18 protein-coding genes, 1 tRNA gene and 2 pseudogenes are annotated in these 18262 nt (G+C 72.1%); 5 read left to right on the top strand and 16 right to left on the bottom strand.

What is annotated here, in order from left to right; genetic code table 11:
* Nucleotides 1–472 (bottom strand): annotated as a pseudogene (locus L0B03_RS04140) (hypothetical protein); the annotation flags it as partial.
* Between the two features lie 85 nt (nt 473–557).
* Nucleotides 558–1133, bottom strand: coding sequence for a dCTP deaminase (gene dcd / locus L0B03_RS04135; protein ID WP_250444366.1), 576 nt, complete (start codon nt 1131–1133; stop codon nt 558–560).
* 681 nt (nt 1134–1814) lie between these two features.
* Here dcd and L0B03_RS04130 point away from each other — a divergent pair.
* Both L0B03_RS04130 and L0B03_RS04125 read left to right on the top strand, forming a co-directional pair.
* A tRNA-Gly gene (locus L0B03_RS04130) sits at nt 1815–1885 on the top strand.
* A 475-nt stretch (nt 1886–2360) separates the two neighbouring features.
* Nucleotides 2361–3155: a hypothetical protein gene (locus tag L0B03_RS04125; protein ID WP_250444364.1), complete on the top strand. Its 795-nt coding sequence runs from the start codon at nt 2361–2363 to the stop codon at nt 3153–3155.
* 42 nt (nt 3156–3197) lie between these two features.
* On the opposite strand, the gene L0B03_RS19520 is transcribed toward L0B03_RS04125, so the two are convergent.
* A complete protein-coding gene (locus L0B03_RS19520) occupies nt 3198–3863 on the bottom strand; it encodes a TetR/AcrR family transcriptional regulator (protein ID WP_250444361.1) in 666 nt (221 codons plus the stop codon).
* A gap of 107 nt (nt 3864–3970) precedes the next feature.
* On the opposite strand from L0B03_RS19520, the gene L0B03_RS04115 reads away from it, so the two are divergent.
* Nucleotides 3971–4918, top strand: a complete 948-nt coding sequence (locus tag L0B03_RS04115; RefSeq protein ID WP_250444360.1) for an SDR family NAD(P)-dependent oxidoreductase — start codon at nt 3971–3973, stop codon at nt 4916–4918.
* A 33-nt stretch (nt 4919–4951) separates the two neighbouring features.
* Here the strand turns inward: L0B03_RS04115 and L0B03_RS04110 are convergent, their stop codons facing one another.
* From L0B03_RS04110 to L0B03_RS04095, 4 genes are all read right to left on the bottom strand, one after another.
* Nucleotides 4952–5452 carry a DUF6584 family protein gene (locus L0B03_RS04110; protein WP_250444358.1) on the bottom strand — a complete coding sequence of 167 codons (501 nt, stop codon included), beginning with the start codon at nt 5450–5452 and terminating at the stop codon, nt 4952–4954.
* A 135-nt stretch (nt 5453–5587) separates the two neighbouring features.
* Nucleotides 5588–6769, bottom strand: a complete 1182-nt coding sequence (locus tag L0B03_RS04105) for an RtcB family protein (RefSeq protein ID WP_250444356.1) — start codon at nt 6767–6769, stop codon at nt 5588–5590.
* Nucleotides 6770–6855: 86 nt separating this feature from the next.
* On the bottom strand, nt 6856–7149 hold the full coding sequence (locus tag L0B03_RS04100; RefSeq protein ID WP_250444354.1) for a hypothetical protein: 294 nt from the start codon (nt 7147–7149) through the stop codon (nt 6856–6858).
* 8 nt (nt 7150–7157) lie between these two features.
* Entirely contained in the window at nt 7158–7994 is an 837-nt protein-coding gene (locus tag L0B03_RS04095; RefSeq protein WP_250444353.1) for a mechanosensitive ion channel family protein, read from the bottom strand.
* 171 nt (nt 7995–8165) lie between these two features.
* Here L0B03_RS04095 and L0B03_RS04090 point away from each other — a divergent pair, with 171 nt between their 5' ends.
* Nucleotides 8166–8663: a hypothetical protein gene (locus L0B03_RS04090; RefSeq protein ID WP_250444351.1), complete on the top strand. Its 498-nt coding sequence runs from the start codon at nt 8166–8168 to the stop codon at nt 8661–8663.
* Nucleotides 8664–8726: 63 nt separating this feature from the next.
* Here L0B03_RS04090 and L0B03_RS04085 read toward each other — a convergent pair whose 3' ends face one another.
* From L0B03_RS04085 to L0B03_RS04045, 9 genes are all read right to left on the bottom strand, one after another.
* Nucleotides 8727–8891, bottom strand: coding sequence for a hypothetical protein (locus tag L0B03_RS04085; RefSeq protein ID WP_250444349.1), 165 nt, complete (start codon nt 8889–8891; stop codon nt 8727–8729).
* Between the two features lie 122 nt (nt 8892–9013).
* The gene (locus tag L0B03_RS04080) at nt 9014–9646 is read right to left on the bottom strand and encodes a malonic semialdehyde reductase (RefSeq protein WP_250444347.1); all 633 of its coding nucleotides are present in this window, start codon (nt 9644–9646) and stop codon (nt 9014–9016) included.
* Nucleotides 9643–10890, bottom strand: coding sequence for an acyl-CoA dehydrogenase family protein (locus L0B03_RS04075; RefSeq protein ID WP_250444345.1), 1248 nt, complete (start codon nt 10888–10890; stop codon nt 9643–9645). The genes L0B03_RS04080 and L0B03_RS04075 overlap by 4 nt, the downstream gene beginning before the upstream one ends.
* A 28-nt stretch (nt 10891–10918) precedes the next feature.
* On the bottom strand, nt 10919–11836 hold the full coding sequence (locus L0B03_RS04070) for a carbohydrate ABC transporter permease (protein WP_250444342.1): 918 nt from the start codon (nt 11834–11836) through the stop codon (nt 10919–10921).
* Nucleotides 11833–12735 carry a carbohydrate ABC transporter permease gene (locus L0B03_RS04065; protein WP_250444340.1) on the bottom strand — a complete coding sequence of 301 codons (903 nt, stop codon included), beginning with the start codon at nt 12733–12735 and terminating at the stop codon, nt 11833–11835. The genes L0B03_RS04070 and L0B03_RS04065 overlap by 4 nt, the downstream gene beginning before the upstream one ends.
* Entirely contained in the window at nt 12725–14080 is a 1356-nt protein-coding gene (locus L0B03_RS04060) for a sugar ABC transporter substrate-binding protein (protein ID WP_250444338.1), read from the bottom strand. The genes L0B03_RS04065 and L0B03_RS04060 overlap by 11 nt, the downstream gene beginning before the upstream one ends.
* 50 nt (nt 14081–14130) lie before the next feature.
* Complete coding sequence (locus tag L0B03_RS04055; RefSeq protein WP_250444336.1) at nt 14131–15357, bottom strand: acyl-CoA dehydrogenase family protein; 1227 nt, start codon at nt 15355–15357, stop codon at nt 14131–14133.
* Entirely contained in the window at nt 15354–16784 is a 1431-nt protein-coding gene (locus L0B03_RS04050) for an LLM class flavin-dependent oxidoreductase (RefSeq protein WP_250444334.1), read from the bottom strand. The genes L0B03_RS04055 and L0B03_RS04050 overlap by 4 nt, the downstream gene beginning before the upstream one ends.
* A gap of 447 nt (nt 16785–17231) precedes the next feature.
* Nucleotides 17232–17768, bottom strand: coding sequence for a UTRA domain-containing protein (locus tag L0B03_RS04045; RefSeq protein WP_208056617.1), 537 nt, complete (start codon nt 17766–17768; stop codon nt 17232–17234).
* Nucleotides 17769–17896: 128 nt separating this feature from the next.
* On the opposite strand from L0B03_RS04045, the pseudogene L0B03_RS04040 reads away from it, so the two are divergent.
* Nucleotides 17897–18262: pseudogene (locus L0B03_RS04040) on the top strand (MFS transporter); the annotation flags it as partial.

Raw genomic sequence — 18262 nt, 5'->3', positions numbered from 1 at the left:
CCCCCACCGCCCCACCCAGGCGGCGCCCGACGTCGACCAGCCACCGCACCACCCGCTCCTCGTCGCGCACGGGCAGCCCTGCCGGGAAGGCACGGCCGAGCCCGTCACGGTCGCCGCCGCCCGGCCACGGCGGGGTGCCGCGCTCTGCAGGGGAGTGCATGACGTAGGCCAGGGCGGCGGATGCGGGGACGCCCAAGGCGCTGGTCGCTGGTCGGTCAAGGGTGAAAGGGCCCTGCAGCACGCTGTGCCGCGACAGGCGCAGCATCCCCGGCGGGACGGCGCTCTTCCGCATGCCTCGCGCACCACCGGTCGGGCGGGGCGGAGTCACGCTCGGCGGGGTCTCCCAGACAGCGCGCGGGAAGCGGCTCGCGGCGAGGGTCTCTACCTCGTCAGCACCGACGTCCTCGGGCAGCACGAGCACGTGCCGACCCGTGACATCGGTCGAGGTGGGGTCGAGAGCCGGGAGCGCCATGGTGGGAGCCTAGGTCGCGAGTGTTGCGGCTGTGCTTCGGCGGTGTTGCCCAGACGGGCCTCGTCACAACGCCGTAGCAGCCGAGTCACACCTGCGTGCGATGGAAGCTCGTCGAGGAGCGGGAGGCCGTGGGGCCGCGCTGACCCTGGTACCGCGAGCCGTAGACGCTTGACCCGTAGGGGTGCTCCGAGGGCGAGGACAGCCGGAAGAAGCACATCTGGCCGATCTTCATGCCCGGCCACAGCTTGATCGGCAGGGTCGCGACGTTCGACAGCTCGAGGGTCACGTGCCCGGTGAAGCCCGGGTCGATGAACCCCGCAGTCGAGTGGGTGAGCAGTCCGAGCCGGCCCAGGGAGGACTTCCCCTCGAGGCGGGCCGCGACGTCGTCGGGCAGGGTCACGGCCTCGTAGGTGGAGCCGAGCACGAACTCCCCGGGATGCAGGATGAAAGCCTCGTCGCCGTCGGCCTCGACCAGGTGGGTCAGGTCGGGCTGGTCGAGGGCGGGGTCGATGAACGGGTACTTGTGGTTGCTGAACAGCCGGAAGAACTTGTCGAGCCGCACATCGATGCTCGAGGGCTGCATCATGGCCGGCTCGTAGGGGTCCAGCTGGATGCGTCCGGAGTCGAGCTCGGCGCGGATGTCGCGGTCGGAGAGCAGCACGGGGCCACGGTAGCGGCTGGACCTGCGGCCCGGGAGCGCTTCGAGAGGGAGTGCCCGGCGGGAGGTCGCGGTTGGCGTGGCGCGGGCGTCCGCACGGGGCCAGGCACAGCGAGAGCCCCTCGGAGTAAGCGTCCGAGGGGCTCTGCTGTGGTCGTCGGACCCGACAGCCAGCTACCCGGCTGCTGCGGTCCCGCTCCGGCGCTACGGGTGGCTGCCGCGCGGTCTCCCGTGCAGCCGCCACCTGACGACCCGACGTTCCGGTCCGCGGGGACTCCTGCGGCGCCATCCGCAGCTCGTAGGGTCTCCCCCGCGAGGTGGTCCACCGTTCTCCGGTCTGTCCCGGCTGCCGTCCGCCCCCGATGCCCAGGTTGCCTTGGTACGTCACGGTTCTGAACGGCTGCCGGAAACCAGTTCTAGACCCCCGCGCGCGGAGCCCACAAGGGGTCGGCGAACCCGATTCGTCATCCACAGTTCTACACAGGTTCGTCCACAGGGTGACGTGCGCCGCACGAAATCACCCACATGGCTGTGGACAAGATCTGTGCACGAGGGCGGGGTACGCGCCCGACTCCGCAGGCGCAGCCGGGACGACGGCGAGGAGGGGGCCACGGCGAGGGCGCTTTGGCCAGGGCACGTCGATGGTGGGTATGATCGTCGCGCGCCGCCCGGCAACGGGCGCTCGCGGGTGTAGTTCAATGGTAGAACATCAGCTTCCCAAGCTGATAGCGCGGGTTCGATTCCCGTCACCCGCTCCCAGCATCGCCCGGCCTCAGCGCCCTCTAGCCCCCTGTCAGAAGTTCGTCCATGCAGTGCGGCTCGTCAGGTCCCGCGCATCGCCCGTCGGCGCTCATGCTCGGATGCGAGGCCAACGGCAGTCCGGATCGCTGAAGCGCTCGTGTCGACGGCGATCCACGGTGCGTCCTCACTACCGGGGTGACCCGTGCGACACCAGGCGACGCCGACATGCACTCGCCCGCTCTCGGAGGCGAGCAGCCCCGGTAGGCGCCACACGAGCCCTCGACCACCTGCGGGGTCCTCGGCCGGAGTGTGCACGTCGCGCCACGACGCGGGCTGCAGCCCCTCCGCAGCCAGACGGCAGAGGAACTCCTCGTCAGGGCCTCCGATCGCGAGGACCCAGTCCGTGGTGAAGAACTCCGCAGCCGACGGTGAGGCACGGACGTGCGTGATCATGGGTGCTGCCAGGATGCCGCCGTGGAGAGGCAATCGATGAGCACGGTCAGGACCGAGCCCGTCCTGGTGACCTTGGCTGCCCTCGGCGAGACTCGGAGCCCGGTGCGCTGGCCGGCGCTGTTCGCGACCACGGACCGGTTGTTCCGGACCGGCCCCGACGATGCGGCGACCGGGCACGTCGTGCGCTGGCTCCTGCAGCACGACCACGCGACGGTCCGTGCCGGTGGGCTGCATCTGCGACCTCAGGTCGAGGCGGTCGCACGACGAGCACGGGTGGCCCTCGACAGCGGTGACTCCGTCACCCGCGCGACACTCCTCCACGAGCTGGGCCTCGACGGCGTCGCGACCTCGGGCGCGGGCGACGACGTGGCCGCCCGGCTGCTCCTCGTGCCTCCGGTACCGACAACCTGGCCCCGTGACCCCACCCGCGGGTGGCCCCTGGCGAGTGCCGCCGTCCTCGCCGCGGCGTCCTGGACTGGGAGCGTCACCTCGACCCGCGTGCGCCAGCTGTGGTTCGAGGCCCAGTCCCGCAAGCTCGACCAGGCGGCCCTCACCGACGCCGTGCTCATGCTCACGGCGGCCCGGCTCGTGGTCCTCCGCAACCGAGGGGGCCTGAGACTGACCCGCGCCGGACGGCGGGCTCGGAGCTCCGCCCGTCGTCGCTCGTCCTGGTCGGACGGGCGGTGGGCCGGTGACCAGCCCCTGTGGGCCGCTCTAGCCGCTCTCGCGGACGGCGCTGCCGCAGGCGCACGACCTGACCATGCCCCGCCGGGGCTCACGGTATGGCTCGATTCCCGCACCGCGAGCGGCGGCCGACGCACCCGGTGTTGACCATCCCGTGCGGAGTGGCGGGCCCACCCGCCATGTCCGGGTTCAGCGGCGAGGCAGCACGCCGAGGAGCGTCGCGGTCAGCGCCGTCGTCAGCGAGTCCTCGAGCTTCACGTGGAAGCGGGCCAGGTCAGGCTCGGCCTCGTAGGCCGCCAGCAGGCTGGGCGGAGGCGTGCTGTACGCCGACAACGCACCGGCCATGACCATGGTCTGCAGGCTGAAGAGCGTGGCGTTCTCCTCCAGCTCCGGCAGGTACCTCTCGAGCAGAGAGGTCATGGTTGTCAGTCGGTCCAGGGAGGCGCGCTTGTACCGCGCCACGACCTCGACGGAGACGTTGTGCTCCAGGACGCCGCCCTGCGCGCCGAAGAGCTCGCACAGCGTCGACCGGTCGGCGAGTGAGCGGCTGAGGACCTCGGCCACCGCTGACGCTCGCTCGGCCATGGGTAGGTCCTCGTCGACACCGGAGGCCAGCTCCCCTGTCAGCTCGCTCAGCCACTCCTTCAGGAAGTGGTCCAGGAGCTCCAGCAGCACGGCCTCGCGCGACTCGAAGTAGCGCAGCACGTTCGGCTTCGCCAGCCCTACTCGGCGGCTGAGCTCGTTGAGGGTGACGGCGGCCACGGGCATCTCGTGGAGCATCGCCGACGCCGTGTCGAGGATCGCCCGTCGGCGGATCTCGCGCTGCTCTTCGGTTCGCGCCCGCTGGAACGTCACGATCGCCACCCTAACTTAGGTACCTGCGGTACGTTGACAAAGTACCGAGAGTACTTTAGCGTCGGCGGCGCACGATACCGTCGGTACGTTAGACAGAGGAGCCTGACATGAGCGAGACGTGGACGACGACGAGCATCCCGGACCAGCACGGGCGGGTGGCCGTGGTGACCGGAGCCAACACCGGCCTGGGGTACGAGACAGCCAAGGCGCTCGCCGAGCGCGGGGCGTCCGTCGTCCTCGCCGTGCGCGACGTCAAGAAGGGCGAGCAGGCCGCGGCCCGCATGACCGGCGACGTGACCGTGCAGGCCCTGGACCTGAGCTCGCTCGAGTCCGTCCGGGCCGCGGCGGAGGCCCTGCGGTCCCGGCTCGACCGGATCGACCTGCTGATCAACAACGCCGGCGTGATGTACACCCCGAAGCAGACCACCCGGGACGGCTTCGAGATGCAGCTCGGCACCAACCACCTCGGCCACTTCGCCCTGACCGGGCTGCTCCTGGACCTGATGCTGCCGGTTCCTGGCTCGCGCGTGGTGACCGTCAGCAGCACCGGTCACCGCATCCGCGCCGCGATCCACTTCGAGGACCTGCAGTGGGAGCGGTCGTACAGCCGCGTCGGCGCCTACGGCCAGTCGAAGCTGGCCAACCTGATGTTCACGTACGAGCTCCAGCGCCGGCTCACGCCCCACGGCACCACCGTCGCGGTGGCCGCGCACCCCGGGATGTCCAGCACCGAGCTCGCCCGCAACACCCCCGCGGCTCTCCGGCTCCCGCTCACCTGGCTCGCGCCGCTGATCACCCAGACGCCGGCGATGGGCGCGCTCCCGACCCTGCGCGCCGCCACGGATCCCGCCGTGCTCGGTGGCCAGTACTACGGCCCCGGCGGACGCCATGAGGTCAAGGGCCACCCTCGTGTGGTCACGTCCAGCCCGGAGTCCTACGAGGTCGCCGTCCAGCAGCGGCTCTGGGCCGTCTCCGAGGACCTCGCCGGGGTGACGTTCCCCGTCGTCCAGCCCACGCGGAGCCCGTCTCCCGGCTCGGCGCAGGCGGGCGTGTAGTCGGGGTCGCTCCCCGCGTCGTGCGATTCGACCTCAGAGCACACCGACGAGCCACCGCACCGTCACGATCCCGCCGACCACGGCGAACCCGAGGACGATCAGCACGCCCGCACACCCCAGAACCAGCGGCCAGAGGGAGTCGGGATCAGGATTCTCCCACGAGGGGCGGCGACCCAAGGGACCCCGCGCAGCCGCACGCAGCTCACCCAGGCGCTCGCGGGCGACCGCCGTCGTCGCGTCGTTCTCCGATCCCGTCCAGCGCAAGGCCCGCATCATCACCACAGGGTCGCCCTGGGACGCCCGGGCGAAGGCCTTCGACTCCTCCGGGTCCGCGTCCTCCGAGAGGTAGTTCCACCGACCCGCCTGGTCGACGTGCCCCTCCGCCCGGTAGACGGCGGCCAGCTCCTCGCGCAGGTCGAGGCGCTGCGGCTCGGCGTCCACCTTCTGCTTGAGCCAGCGGCGACGCCGGCGCAGCCTCTCGGCGGGGGTGAGGTCGGCCCCGTCGGCGCCGTCGTCGTCGTCGGGGGTGGACATGATCACAACGTAAGGGGGCCAGGCGTCGCCCTCACCCTCTTTTGCGGGCCGGTCGAGACCCTCCCCGGAGAGAGGCCCTCGACCGGCCCGCGCCCGTACCCCCGCTGCGCCAGCCGAAGCGACGTGGACGACGCCTCAGTCGCCCTTGACGTTGACGATCTGACGGAGCTCGTGCCGGACCCGGACGAGGTCAGCGGCGTCGGCCATCACGACGTCGATGTCCTTGTACGCCTGGGGGATCTCGTCGATGAAGGCGTCGGTCCGCCGGTACTCGATGCCGACCATCGCCTCCTCCAGCTGCTCGACCGTGAAGGTCCTGCGCGCCCGAGACCGGCTGTACTCGCGGCCCGCACCGTGCGGCGCCGAGCACAGCGAGTCCCGGTTGCCCTTGCCCTCGACGACGTACGACCGGGTGCCCATCGAGCCAGGGATCAGGCCCATGACCCCCTCGTGAGCGTCGATCGCCCCCTTGCGGGACAACCAGACCTTCTGGCCGAAGTGCCTCTCCTGCTCGGTGTAGTTGTGGTGGCAGGAGATCTCCTCGCGGCGCTCGACGTCCTCACGCATGAACGAGGCTGCGGCATCCACCACCCGGTCCATCATCTCGGCCCGGTTCTGCCGCGCGAACTCCTGGGCCCACCGCAGCGCGCGGACGTACGCCCAGAACTCGTCGGTGCCCTCCACGAGGTACGCGAGGTCGAGGTCCTCGAGCCGGATGAAGTACCGCTCCATGAGGTCCCGGGCGACCTTGATGTGGTGCTGCGCGATCCGGTTGCCCACGCCCCGGGACCCGGAGTGCAGGAACAGCCACACCCGGTCCTGCTCGTCGAGGCTGACCTCGATGAAGTGGTTCCCCGACCCGAGCGACCCCAGCTGGAGCGCCCAGCCGCCCACGAAGGACGCAGGGTCGGGCATCTCGAGCTGCTCAGCCATGGTCGCGAGAGCACCGACCCGCTCCTCCGCCGTCGGGGTCAAGGCCTTGTTGCGGCCGCCCGCCGACAAGGGGATGCGCCGCTCGATGGCCTCACGCAGGCCCACCAGGGGCGCGCCGGTGGCGGCGACGTCGTCCTTGGTCCACTGCGTCAGGACCGCGTCCATGCCGCACCCGATGTCGACGCCGACGGCCGCCGGGATGATCGCGCCCCGGGTCGGGATGACCGACCCGACCGTCGCCCCCTTGCCGAGGTGCGCGTCAGGCATCAACGCCATGTGCGGGTAGATGAAGGGCATCTCGCTCGTCCGCAGCGCCTGCTCACGGGTCCCGTCCTCGAGGATCGACGCCCATGAGATCAACGACGCGGACAGCTGCCGGGTCATGACACTCCTCTCTTCCTGGTGGTGGTGTGCGCCGATCATGATGGCGCCTCGTGGGTCCACGACCCAGGGGTTTTCGAGGCAGCGCCTCAGTCGCCGATGCCGAGCCCGGCGAGGAAGGACAACCGGCACGGCACCGCGTCCGCGATGCTCTCGAGCGACGCCCCGCCGCGCACGAGGCGCGTGACGAGCTCCCGGGTGGCTCTCAGATCGACGTCGGCTCCCCCAAGAGCGAGCTCCTCGACCAGCCGCAGCTCGACCCGCAGCAGGTCGATCAGCAGCCCCTGCTCGTCCGTCAGCGCCGCCCCTGCTGGTGCACCGTCGAGTCCGCGCGCCCCGTCGTCGAACGCGAAGGTCCAGTCCTGCGATCGCTGAGGGGCCATGCGCCGCGTCACCCCTCCTGGAGCAGGACCGTCGTCGGCTGGTCCAGCGCGATGTCCTGCGCACGCAGCGCGGCCAGGGCCGCTGGGATCGCGGCGTCCAGGGCCGCGGTGCGCTGGCCACGGAGCGGGCCGCTCCACACCCGCACCTCGACCTCGACCGCGCCCCGCTCCATCCCCACGACGACGACCTCGGGCGGCCGCGCCCCGTCCGGCAGCATGGCGACACCGGCGAGGGCCTCACGGGTCGCCGTCGTGAGCACCTCACGCACCTGGCCGACGTCGGAGTCCGCGGCCACGTTGAGCCGGAACGCACTCCGGGTCGCGGGGTAGTGGGTCAGCACCTCGAGCGGGCTGGTGTAGACCTGGGCGTTGGGCAGCAGGACGCGCTGGCCGTCGTAGGTGCGCAGCAGGGTCTCTCGGATGGTGATGCCCTCGACGGTGCCCTCGTGGTCGCCGACGCGGATCTGGTCACCCGACTTGAACGGGTCGCGCAGCAGGAGCAGCACCCCGGCCAGCAGGTTCTCCAGCACGTCCTTGAACGCGAAACCTGCGGCGACCGAGACGATCCCCAGGCTGGCCAGCACGTCCGCGACCCGCACCGATGGGAAGGCCAAGGTGGCGGCGAGCAGGATCGCGAGGATCACGACGACCACCTGGAACAGCGCGACGAACACCCGGGTGCGGCTCGGGCGCCCACCGGTAGCCACCCCGCGCCGGACCAGAGGCCGCAGCAGGCGCCCCACACCGATGACCACGAGCGCGATGAGGACAGCGACGGCCAGGCGCGTCCCGACGTCGCCGGCGCGTGCCAGGACGTCGGCCACGATCTCGTCGATCAGCTCCACCGGCTCCCCTCCCCGCCACAGGGTGCCATCGGCGACGTCCTCGCACCGGTCCGCGGCTACAGGCTCGAGAACGCCCGGCCCAGCAGATCCACGGCCCAGGGGTTCTCGGGGAAGGCGCAAAGCCACACGGCGGCCCCTCAACAATGACGGCGACGTGCCGATCATGACCGAGTGCCGAGCACCCGCAAGGTCGCCCTCCTCGCCGTGCTGGTCGTGTGCGGAGGCCTCGCGGTCACCGGGCCGACGTCGCACGCCATCCACCAGTGGCGGGCCGAGCGGGCCTGGCCCCAGGACCGCGAGCGCGTCATGGAGGCCGCCGCCGCCGTGGAGCTCGGGGAGGGGTACGCCCCCGTCCCCTGCGACGAGCTGTTCTCGGCCGACGGCGCGCGGTGCTGGACGACCGGCCTCCGCCCCGAGGACGCGCTCCCGGACCTGATCGGCGCACTGACGAGCGTCGGCGCGACCGTCACGCCGATGTGGTGCGGGCTCACCAGCCCAGACGGCCCGGGGACATGCGACGTGGCAGCCACCTTCGCCGAGACCTACGCCTACCAGGGCATCAACGCGGGTGCCGCACGGGACATCGACCCGGAGGCGGAGGACATCGAGGGTCTCTGGCTGAGCACGACCACCGTGGTCGTCGTCCCGGTCTTCACGCCGCCGTCCTGACCGTCGGACGCCGACGCCGTGGCCGCACCGTCAGCGACCGTCTCCTGACGCCCCGCACCCTCGCTACAGGCTCGAGAGCGCCCGGCCCAGCAGACGGAACGGGATGAGCAGCAGGCGCCCGATCGTGATCAGGCCGTCGAGGATCCACACGGCGTCCCACGCGTTCTGCAGCCGCCGACCGACCCGGTGCCAGAAGCCCGGCCTCGTCTCCCGCTCGGTCTCACTCATCACGCGCCCCCTCGGATGCCGTCCAACCTGTGCTTGAACGGTAGAGCAGCGGCGCGCGGAGCAGAACCCGTTCCGCGACGCCCGTCGCCAGGACCGGCCGGCCACCACGCGAACGGCGTACCTCACACCACCCGGGCGACGTCCTCGAAGTCGAGGCGGGCCTGGCGGTCGCGGGTCGCGGGCATCGAGAAGCCCTCGTGGTCGGCCGGGGCGGTGCCGACGTTGAGCACCATGATCGAGCGCCAGGGCGAGCCGGCGAACAGGTCGGCATCGACCCCGGGGGCGTCGAACCCGGACATCGGCCCGACGTGCAGACCCGCGGCGCGCAGCCCGACGACGAGGTAGCCGGCCTGCAGGAAGGTGTTGTCCCGTGACGTCGCGGAGCGGGACTCGGGGGCGTCGGCGAGCTGGTCACGGAGCGCGGCCATGTGCGGTGCGAGCCGGGGCAGGTGCTCGTGGAAGTCGAGGTCCGCCGCGAGCACGATGCTCAGCGGCGCACGCAGCGTCTTGGCCGCGTTGCTCCCGCCCATGTGCGAGGCGAGCCGTTCACGGGCCTCGGTCGAGCGCACCAGCAGCATGCGCATCGGCAGCGAGTTGAAGGCCGTCGGCCCCCACCGCACCAGGTCCCACACGGCACGCACCTGCTCGTCGGAGACGTCCTCGTCGCTGAAGGTGTTGACGGTGCGGGCCTCGCGGAACATGAGGTCGAGAACCTCGTCCGGGACCACGGCGGACTGGCTCGTGTCGATGCTCATGACCGTTGCAACGCCGACGGCGCTGTCGTGTTCCCCGTCGTCACGGAGTCCGCCTCACCTCCGACCGGCTGCACCCCGATGCTCCACACGGTGGGCGGCGCCGCGCCGTTGACGGCCCAGTCCCCCACGATCCGCGCCTTGTAGATGGCCGGGTTGTGGGTCGCCACCGTGCGGGCGTTGCGCCAGTGCCGGTCCAGGGCCTTGGTGGTGCTGGTCGCCGAGGCGCCCAGCCCGTCGAAGATCGCCGTCGCCGCCCGAGGCACCGAGGCGCTGAGCACGACCTGCCCCTGGGCCGTGGCGAGCTCGGCCCGCTCGCTCACGGCCCGCTGCTCCTCGGCCCCGGCCCCCCTGCTCGCGAAAGCGGCCTCGAGGGATCCCGCGACGTGCTGCACGACGGCCTCAGCCGCGAAGCTGGTCGCCTCGATCTCCCCGACCACCTGGAGCACCTGCGGGTCCTGGCGCACCCGTGGCCCGTTGCCGTGGCCGAAGGTCCGGGTCCGCGCCCGCACCTCGTCGGCCGCGTCCCGCGCCGCCGCCCGCGCGATGCCGGCCAGGGTGATGAGGTGCACGTGCTGGTAGAGGGCCGTCTGGTACGGGAACCGTCCGGCGAAGGTGAAGACGGCGTCGGGCTCGACGGGCGCCTGGTCGAAGACCGTCGTCCCGCTGCCGGTCAGGCGCTGGCCGAAGCCGTCCCAGTCGTCGGTGGTCGTCACGCCGTCGGCCCCGGCCGCGACGATGAGGGTGAGGTCCGTGCCGTCGGCCCCGCGGGCGGTGACGTCGATCCAGTCGGCGTAGATCGACCCCGTCGTGTAGTACTTGCGCCCGGTGACGGTCAGCCCCGCCGGGCCGTCGTCGAGGGTGGTCGAGACCCCGCCGGCCCCGGGCTCGGTCCACGCGTTGCCCGCGATCTGCCCCGCCACGAACCGTGAGATCCACCGGCTGCGGTCCTGGCCCGGGTGGTGGAAGAGCTGGTCCTCGACCAGGGCGATGTGCCCGCGCAGGGCCTGGAGGACATTGCTGTCCGCGGCAGCCAGCTCGGTCAGCAGCCGGCTGTACTCGGGCCAGGACAGGCCGTCGCCACCCAGCTCGACCGGGATGCGAGCAGCGCCGAACCCGGCCTCCCGCAACCAGCCGATCTGCTCGTGGGGCAGGGTTCGGGTGCGCTCGGCCTCCACAGCACGCTCGGCGATCTTGTCCAGGATCGGCCGGTACGTCGCTGCGGCGGCCTCGTAGGGGGTGGTCATGGCAGGTCCTTCCAGGATGAGGGCGCGGTCATTTCACGGCCCCGGCGGTGAGCCCCTCGACGAGGCGGCGCTGCAGGGTCAGGGCGATCACCAGCACGGGAAGGATGCCGACCATCGCGGCGGCGGCGATCTTCCCGTACTCGGCGACCCGCTCCCCGAGCAGCAGGGACAGGTGCACGGGCAGGGTCTGGGAGGCGGCGTCCTGGGTGAGGAAGCTCGCGAGGAGAAACTCGCTGTAGCCGAGCAGGGTCACGATCAGCCCGACGGCGACCAGCGAGGGCCCGGCCAGGGGCAGCACGATCGAGGTCAGCACCCGCAGCGGGCCCGCGCCGTCGAGCTGGGCGGCCTCGTCGATCTCCCCGGGGATCCGGTGCAGGAAGGCCTGCAGCAGCCACACCGCGACCGGCAGGTTGACCAGCCCGTACACGAGGGTCAGGCCGAGCAGGCTGTTGGTCAGCCCGAGGATGCGCAGCAACGTGAGCAGCGGCACCACCGCGACGATGGGCGGCAGCAGCCACGGGCTCATCACCGTCGCGAGCAGGGTGCGCCCGCCGGTGCCCCGACGCGACAGGGCCCACGCCCCTGGTAGCGCGAGGGCCAGGGACAGCAGCGCCCCACCCACCGCGGCGAGCACCGAGTTGAGCACGGCCTGGGTCAACGTGGTGCCGGCCACCGCCTCGCTCCAGTTCGACCACTGAGGGTCGCTCGGCACGAGCACCCCGGCGACCAGCTCGTTGCGCCCCATGAGGGACACCGAGAACAGGTAGAGCAGCGGCACGACGGCGAGCACCACCCCGATGACCACCACGGCGGGTGCCAGCAGAGGCGGCCGACGACGCCGCGCTCCGGTCCGCAGCACCGGTCGCCTCCGGGCCGGGGGCGCTGGAGCTGGGGGCGCGAGGACCGGGGGCGCAGGGGCTGGGCGCGCGGAGAGGGTGCTGGTCATCGTTCGACCTTTCGGGTCAGGAGGGCCACCGGCACGGTCACGACCGTCACCACGACGGCGAGCAGCAGGGTGATCACCGCGGCGCGGTCCAGGTCGAACTGCTGCAGGGCCGCCTGGTGGATCAGGTAGGAGGGCACCGTGGTGGACTGGCCGGGCCCCCCGGCCGTCATGACCGCGACGAGGTCGTAGACCTTGAAGGCCAGCACCAGCCGGACGAAGAAGGCCGCGAGCACGACCCCCGCGACCGAGGGCAGCACCACGTGCCGGACCAGGCGCAGACCGTGCGCGCCGTCGAGGGCGGCGGCCTCGAGCACCTCGCGGTCCAGGCCGAGCAGGCCCGCGTAGACCAGGAGCATCACCAGCGGGGTCCACTGCCAGGTGTCGGCGATCGCGACCCCGAGCAGGGCCAGGCCCGGCGAGGACAGCACCGCGACGGCCTGCCCCTCGTAGCCCACGGCGCCCAGCAGCGTCGCGAGCAGCCCACCTGCCGGGTTGAACACGAGCCGCCACACGATGGCCACGACCACCGGTGGGGTCATCAGCGGCAGCAGGAGCAGCCCGCGCGCGAGCCCTCCCCCACGCCGCAGGCCCAGGAGCGCGAGGGCCAGCACCACCCCGAGCACCGTGCTCAGGGCCGCGACCCCCACCGCGTACCCCGCCCCGCGGGCCAGCGCGTCGGTCACGTCGCTGCTCGCAACCACCTCCCGCGCGCTGGCCAGCCCGGCCCATTCCTGGAAGGGGTTGCCCAGGGTGGACTCGGTGAGGGAGGCCCCCACGATGAACACCAGCGGGTAGGCCCCGAGCACCAGCACGGTGAGGATCAGCGGGCTGACCATCAGCCGGTGCTGCCAGGTCTGCCCCCGCCTGACCGGACCGCGGACGGCCAGGTCAGTCGCCAAGGGTTCGCTCCCACTCGGCCTGGACCCGCTCCATCGTCTCCTGCGCGGTGCCCCCCTGGCCGGCGAGCAGCTTGGCGAGCTCGTCGGTGAGGATCTGCGCGAGCTGGGCGGCGTGCTCCCCGGTGGGCCAGGCGAGGCTGTCGGTCAGGGTCGCGCGGTTGGCCTCCTGCAGCTCGGGGAAGGCCGTGCCGTAGGACTCGCTCTCCAGGGAGGAGACGCGGTTGGGGTCGATGCCCGTGGGCGGCTCGGCCGTCAGCAGAGCCTCGTTGACCTCGGCGGAGGCAGCCCAGGCGATGAAGTCCTGCGCGAGCTCGGTCTCCTCGGTGTTGGCCGTGACGGTCCACGTGAAACCAGCGACCAGCGAGGCACGGGACTCGGTCGCGTCCCCGCCCACGGGCAGGGTGGTCACGCCCCAGCCGTCCGCGACCGTCGAGCCGGACTCGGCGCTCTGGGAGACGACGCCGAGGTCGGTCCAGTTCTCGATGAAGGCCACCGACCCGTCGAGCCAGGCGCTGTTGCCCTCGCCGAAGGCCGTCTCACCCGGCGTCGGGAAGGCGTGCGGCCAGATGTCGACCAGGGCCTGCGCTGCAGCGACGGCCTCGGGGGTGTCGACCGACGGGGTCCCGCTCTCGTCGAGGAAGGAGCCGCCGTACCCGGCGAGCCGGTTGGCGTAGCTCGCCCCGAGGATCAGCGGGGACTTCTGCCCGAAGACCGCCGCGCCGTAGACACCGTCCCCGGACTCGTTCTCGGTGATGGTCTCGACCTGCTCGAGGTACTCGTCCCAGGTGGCCGGCGGTGCGTCGAAGCCGTTCCGGGCCAGGATCTCGGTGTTGTAGAAGAGCACGTGGGTGTCCCCGTCGAAGGGCAGCCCGTACCGGCGGTCGCCCACCTGGGTGTACGCGTCGTAGATCGAGGGGATGAAGTCCTCGGTGTCGAGGTCGGGGGTCTCCTCGATCCAGTCGGTGAGGTCCTGGATGACGCCGTCGGCCGCGAGGTCGCCGATCGAGACGTACCAGGGGGCCGCGACGTCGATCGTGTTGGCCCCCGACTGCTGGTCGAGGGTGAGCTTCGCGGCGATCTCGTCGTAGGGGACGATCACCGGGTTGATGCGGACGCCGGTCTCCTCCTCGTAGGTCTCGGCCAACCACTCCGAGGCCCCCTCGTGCGAGGAGATGAGCAGGACGGTGAGCTCCTCGCCCTGGGCAGCGTCTGCGGCCCCTGCCGCGCACGCTCCCAGCGGGAGGGTCACGGCCAGGGCGGCGAGGGCCCCGACGGTCGACCGCCGGCTGGGCAGGCTGGTGGGCCGCGGGGTGAGGAGGGTGGTGGGCTTGTCGGTGGCAGTCATGGTCGTCTTCCTGGTGGGTTCGGGGTGAGGGTGCGGCGCGGGGCCGGCCCTCACGTGTAGAGCGAGATGGGCTGGACCTGGCCGAGCAGGAAGTGCGCTCCGACCTCGAGCTTCTTGTAGTCGACGGGGTCGTGGAGGGAGTGGGTGCGCACGTTGCGCCAGAAGAGGTCCAGCCCCACCCCGCTGCGGGCCGAGCTCGAGCCGGTGACCTCGTAGATGCGGTTCGCCACGTCGACCCCGACCTCGGTCGAGACGACCTTGAGCCCCGCGACCTTGACCTCGAGCGCGGCCCGCTGCTCGGCCGTCACCTCCCCGCCGAGCCCGAGGACCGCGTCGAACTCGGCGTTCAGGACGTCGGCGAGGGCCTCGACCGCCGCGGTCCGTGCGACGAGCTCGCCCACGGTGCGCTGGACGAGGTGGTCCTCGGCGTAGGTGGGTGCCGCGGAGAGGAACCAGGACCGCGGGCGGGCCAGGACCAGCTCGCGACCGCGGGCCAGGGCGCCCTGGGCCACACCGAGGTAGAAGTTGCCGAAGGCCAGCTGGATGCCCGGGGTGACGAGGGTCGAGAACGCCTCCTCCTCCCCGATCTCACCGAGCACGTCGGCGGGGTCCACGCGCACGTCGTGGTAACGCACCGACCCGCTGGCCGAGAGACGCTGCCCCAGGAAGTCCCAGTCGTCGAGGAGCTCGAGCCCCTCCCGCTCCCGCTCGACGACGAAGGCCAGCACGGCGCCGTCCTGGTCGCCGCCGCGCACGGTCGCGTTGATGATGATGACGTCGCCGACCGAGGAGCCGGTCGAGAACCTCTTGAGGCCGTTGAGGCGGTAGCCGTCGCCGTCGGGCGTGAGCTCGAGGGTCGGGTCGACGGGGTTGACCGAGTCCCCCCAGACCCACTGCCCCTCGGCCGAGCGTCGCCACCAGGGACCCTGGTCGGCGGGCTCGGCGTAGAAGACGATCGTGGCCTGGTTGATGTAGTGGTACGCGAGGAGCTGGGCGATGGACCCGTCGGTGCGGGCGAGGATCCGCACCACCTCGAAGGCCGTCTGCCAGTGGGCTCCCGCGCCGCCGTGCTCGGCGGGGACCAGCAGGTTGACCAGCCCGGTGCCGCGCAGGTGCTCGAGCTCGGCGAAGGGCTGGGCGTTGGCACGGTCCCGCTCCCAGGCGTCGGCGCCGAGGTGCTCGGCCGCGGCCCGGGCGACGGCGCGCCAGTGGTCCAGCTCGGTGGCGTCGGCCGCCCCGTGCCAGGGGGAACGCTCGACGACTGCGTGCTCGGTCATACCGTCTCCTTGGTCCGTGCCGGGACGACCTGCTCGTCCGCGGCGCTCAGCTGGCCGGCGTAGGCACCGCGGTACGCGGCGGCCGGGTGGGTGTCGGCGACGTGGTGGTGGCCCGCGCCGTAGAGGTACTCGCGGAGGGTCGAGCCCTCGTACTCGCGCCACACACGCCCGCGCCGCTGCAGCTCGGGGACCACGAGGTCGACGAACTCCTCGAAGGAGCCCGGGGTGATGGCGTACGCGAGGTTGATGCCGTCCAGGCCTGCGTCGTCGATCCACCGCTCGATCTCGTCCGCGACGGTGGTGGGGCTGCCCACCAGGACGGGCCCGATGCCGCCCACCCCCACGTGCTGGGCGATGTCCAGGGGGGTCCACTCCCGGGTCGGGTCGGCCTTGGTGAAGATCGACAGGGCTGAGCGGGCCGCGTCGGTGTCGACGTACTTGAGGGGCTGCTCAGGGTCGAAGGAGGCCAGGTCCAGGCCCGACCATCCGCCGTAGAGGGCCAGGGCTCCCTCCGCGCTGCTGTAGGACCGGTACTCGGCGAGCTTGCGCTCGGCCGCCGCGTCGGAGTCCGCGACGATCGCCGTGAGCAGGGCGTAGATCTTGACCGAGTCCCGGCTGCGGCCGTGGCGCTCGGCCCGGTCACGGATGTCGTCGGTGGTGATCCGGGTCAGGTCCGGGCGCAGGGCGTTGATGAAGACCCCTTCGCCGTGCTGCCCCGCGAAGTCCCGGCCGCGCGGCGAGGCCCCGGCCTGGAAGATCACCGGGGAGCGCTGGGGCGAGGGCTCGGACAGGTGGATGCCGGGCACCCTGAAGTGCTGGCCCTCGTGGCGGATGGGGTGGACCTTGGTGGGGTCGGTGTAGATGCCCCGGGCCCGGTCCTTGACCACGGCGCCGTCCTCCCAGGAGCCCTCCCACAGCTTGTAGGTGACGTCGAGGAACTCGTCGGCGAGGTCGTACCGGTCGTCGTGGCGGATCTGCCGGTCCAGGCCGAGGTTGCGGGCCGCGCTGTCGAGGTAGGAGGTCACGACGTTCCACCCGATGCGTCCGCCGGTCAGGTGGTCGAGGGTCGAGAGCTTGCGGGCGAAGGAGTACGGCTGCTCGTAGGTCAGGGCCGCGGTGACCGCGAAGCCGAGGTGCTCGGTGACCGCGGCCATGGCCGGGACCTGCAGGAACGGGTCGTTGAGCGGGATCTGCGCCCCGTCGATCAGCGCGGGGGCGGAGGAGTTGCGGTAGACGTCGTACACGCCCAGCACGTCGGCGATGAACAGGGCGTCGAAGCGACCGCGCTCGAGGGTGCGGGCCAGGTCCGTCCAGTACTCGAGGGTGTTGTACGTGTCGGCCCGGTTGTCGGGGTGGCGCCACAGGCCAGGGCTCTGATGGGTCGGGGTGGTCATGTCGAAGGCGTTGAGGCTGATGCGCTTGGGCATGGTGCTCCTGCGGGAGGACGGCCGGGTGGCCGTGGCTGACGGGACGGCAGCGCGCCGGGGCGCACCGGCCGCGCCGGAGGTGGGCCTGGCAGGGCTGGTGCGCACGGGACGGCGGGTGCCGGGGTGCGGGGTCGACGACCTCGGCCGTGGGGCCGTGAGGTGTCAGGGGCCGACGACGGAGGTCGGCTGGTCGCCGCTGCGCGATCGGCGCGTCAGGGCGAGGAGCGTTCCGGGACTGGCTCGGTGGAGCGGCTCAGGCGACGAGCGGCTCGCGGGTGGTGCTGGTCAGTGACAGCACACCGAGGTCAGACCCGGCATGCACATTCGCGTACCGGCGACGTCGCGCGGTGCGTTGTGCTCTCGGTTCTGCCCCATGACGCGACGATGACAGGCGTCCCTGCATGTGGGAAGACCTGTTCCACGTGGTGGACACCCGGTGGGTGATGCTCAGCGGTACCGCAGCACCCAGCGCGCTCGGTCCGCACGGCAGCGGCGGTGCACCCGCACCACGGGCCGCCCGTCCCGGTCCACGTTCACGCCGTCCCGCACCAGCACGGGGTCACCCGTGGGGATCTGCAGCAGCCCGGCGTCCTCGGGGCAGGCCTGCGCGGCCGAGAAGGACCGCCAGCCGTACTCGAGGCCCAGGTCAGCCCCGGCGGCCATGGCACCGACGAGGGTCTGGCCCCGCTCCCAGCCCTCGGCCAGGTCGGGGAAGTCGCGGTCCACCACCCAGTACGTGCTCACCACCCAGGGCTCGTCGCCGATCTCGATCAGCGTCTCCAGGCGCCGCAGCCGAGCGCGGGGCCGCTGGAGGTCGCGGCGCACCACCGGGGAGTCCTCGATCGAGGTGCCCAGGAGGCGCTCGATGTAGCTCCGGCCGCGCAAGGCCGCAGACCGCGCGAGGATCTCGTCGACCGCGTCGACCCTGCCCTGGTCGAGCTCGACGTCCACGGGCCGACCCGTCGCATCGATGACCCCTCGCACCTTGCCGACTGTAGGTCGGCCCGGGCCGCCCGAAGCGTCCCCGCGGGGCTGTGCGCCGAGTAGCCTCCCAACGGTCATCCGCTGGCCACCCCACGGTCGCCTGCCGCTCACCCAGAACCGAGGAGCACGTGGTCGAGCCCCCCGAGCAGCGCCGCACCCTCGCCGTGCTCGTCCTGGCCCAGGTGCTCAGCGGGGCCGGGCTCGCGGCGGGGATCACCGTCGGCGCCCTGCTCGCCCAGGAGATGCTCGACGCCACGAGCCTCGCGGGCCTGCCCGTCGCCCTGTTCACCCTGGGCTCGGCCGGCGCGGCGGTCGCCGTCGGCCGGGTCTCCCAGCGCGCCGGACGACGTTCCGGGCTGGCCCTCGGCTACGCCACTGGTGCCCTCGGCGCGGCCGGGGTCGTGCTCGCAGCCGCCCTCGACAGCGTCCCGCTGCTCTTCGCGGCCTTCGTCGTCTACGGCGCCGGGACCGCCACCAACCTCCAGGCCCGCTAC

Origin of the sequence: Actinotalea sp. C106, assembly GCF_023630195.1 — a bacterium.
Taxonomy (GTDB): domain Bacteria; phylum Actinomycetota; class Actinomycetes; order Actinomycetales; family Cellulomonadaceae; genus Actinotalea.
The sequence above is the reverse complement of the archived record's forward strand: the minus strand, read 5'-3'. Positions and strand labels throughout refer to the sequence as shown.

Bases quoted from the DNA above. Each gene is read 5' to 3' on its own strand.
- L0B03_RS04100 (WP_250444354.1), bottom strand. From the start codon at position 7,149: ATGGCCCCTCAGCGATCGCAGGACTGGACCTTCGCGTTCGACGACGGG.
- L0B03_RS04050 (WP_250444334.1), bottom strand. From the start codon at position 16,784: ATGCCCAAGCGCATCAGCCTCAACGCCTTCGACATGACCACCCCGACC.
- L0B03_RS04105 (WP_250444356.1), bottom strand. From the start codon at position 6,769: ATGACCCGGCAGCTGTCCGCGTCGTTGATCTCATGGGCGTCGATCCTC.
- L0B03_RS04110 (WP_250444358.1), bottom strand. From the start codon at position 5,452: ATGTCCACCCCCGACGACGACGACGGCGCCGACGGGGCCGACCTCACC.
- L0B03_RS04060 (WP_250444338.1), bottom strand. From the start codon at position 14,080: ATGACTGCCACCGACAAGCCCACCACCCTCCTCACCCCGCGGCCCACC.
- L0B03_RS04125 (WP_250444364.1), top strand. From the start codon at position 2,361: ATGAGCACGGTCAGGACCGAGCCCGTCCTGGTGACCTTGGCTGCCCTC.
- L0B03_RS04055 (WP_250444336.1), bottom strand. From the start codon at position 15,357: ATGACCGAGCACGCAGTCGTCGAGCGTTCCCCCTGGCACGGGGCGGCC.
- L0B03_RS04080 (WP_250444347.1), bottom strand. From the start codon at position 9,646: ATGAGCATCGACACGAGCCAGTCCGCCGTGGTCCCGGACGAGGTTCTC.
- L0B03_RS04085 (WP_250444349.1), bottom strand. From the start codon at position 8,891: ATGAGTGAGACCGAGCGGGAGACGAGGCCGGGCTTCTGGCACCGGGTC.
- L0B03_RS04070 (WP_250444342.1), bottom strand. From the start codon at position 11,836: ATGACCAGCACCCTCTCCGCGCGCCCAGCCCCTGCGCCCCCGGTCCTC.
- L0B03_RS04115 (WP_250444360.1), top strand. From the start codon at position 3,971: ATGAGCGAGACGTGGACGACGACGAGCATCCCGGACCAGCACGGGCGG.
- L0B03_RS04075 (WP_250444345.1), bottom strand. From the start codon at position 10,890: ATGACCACCCCCTACGAGGCCGCCGCAGCGACGTACCGGCCGATCCTG.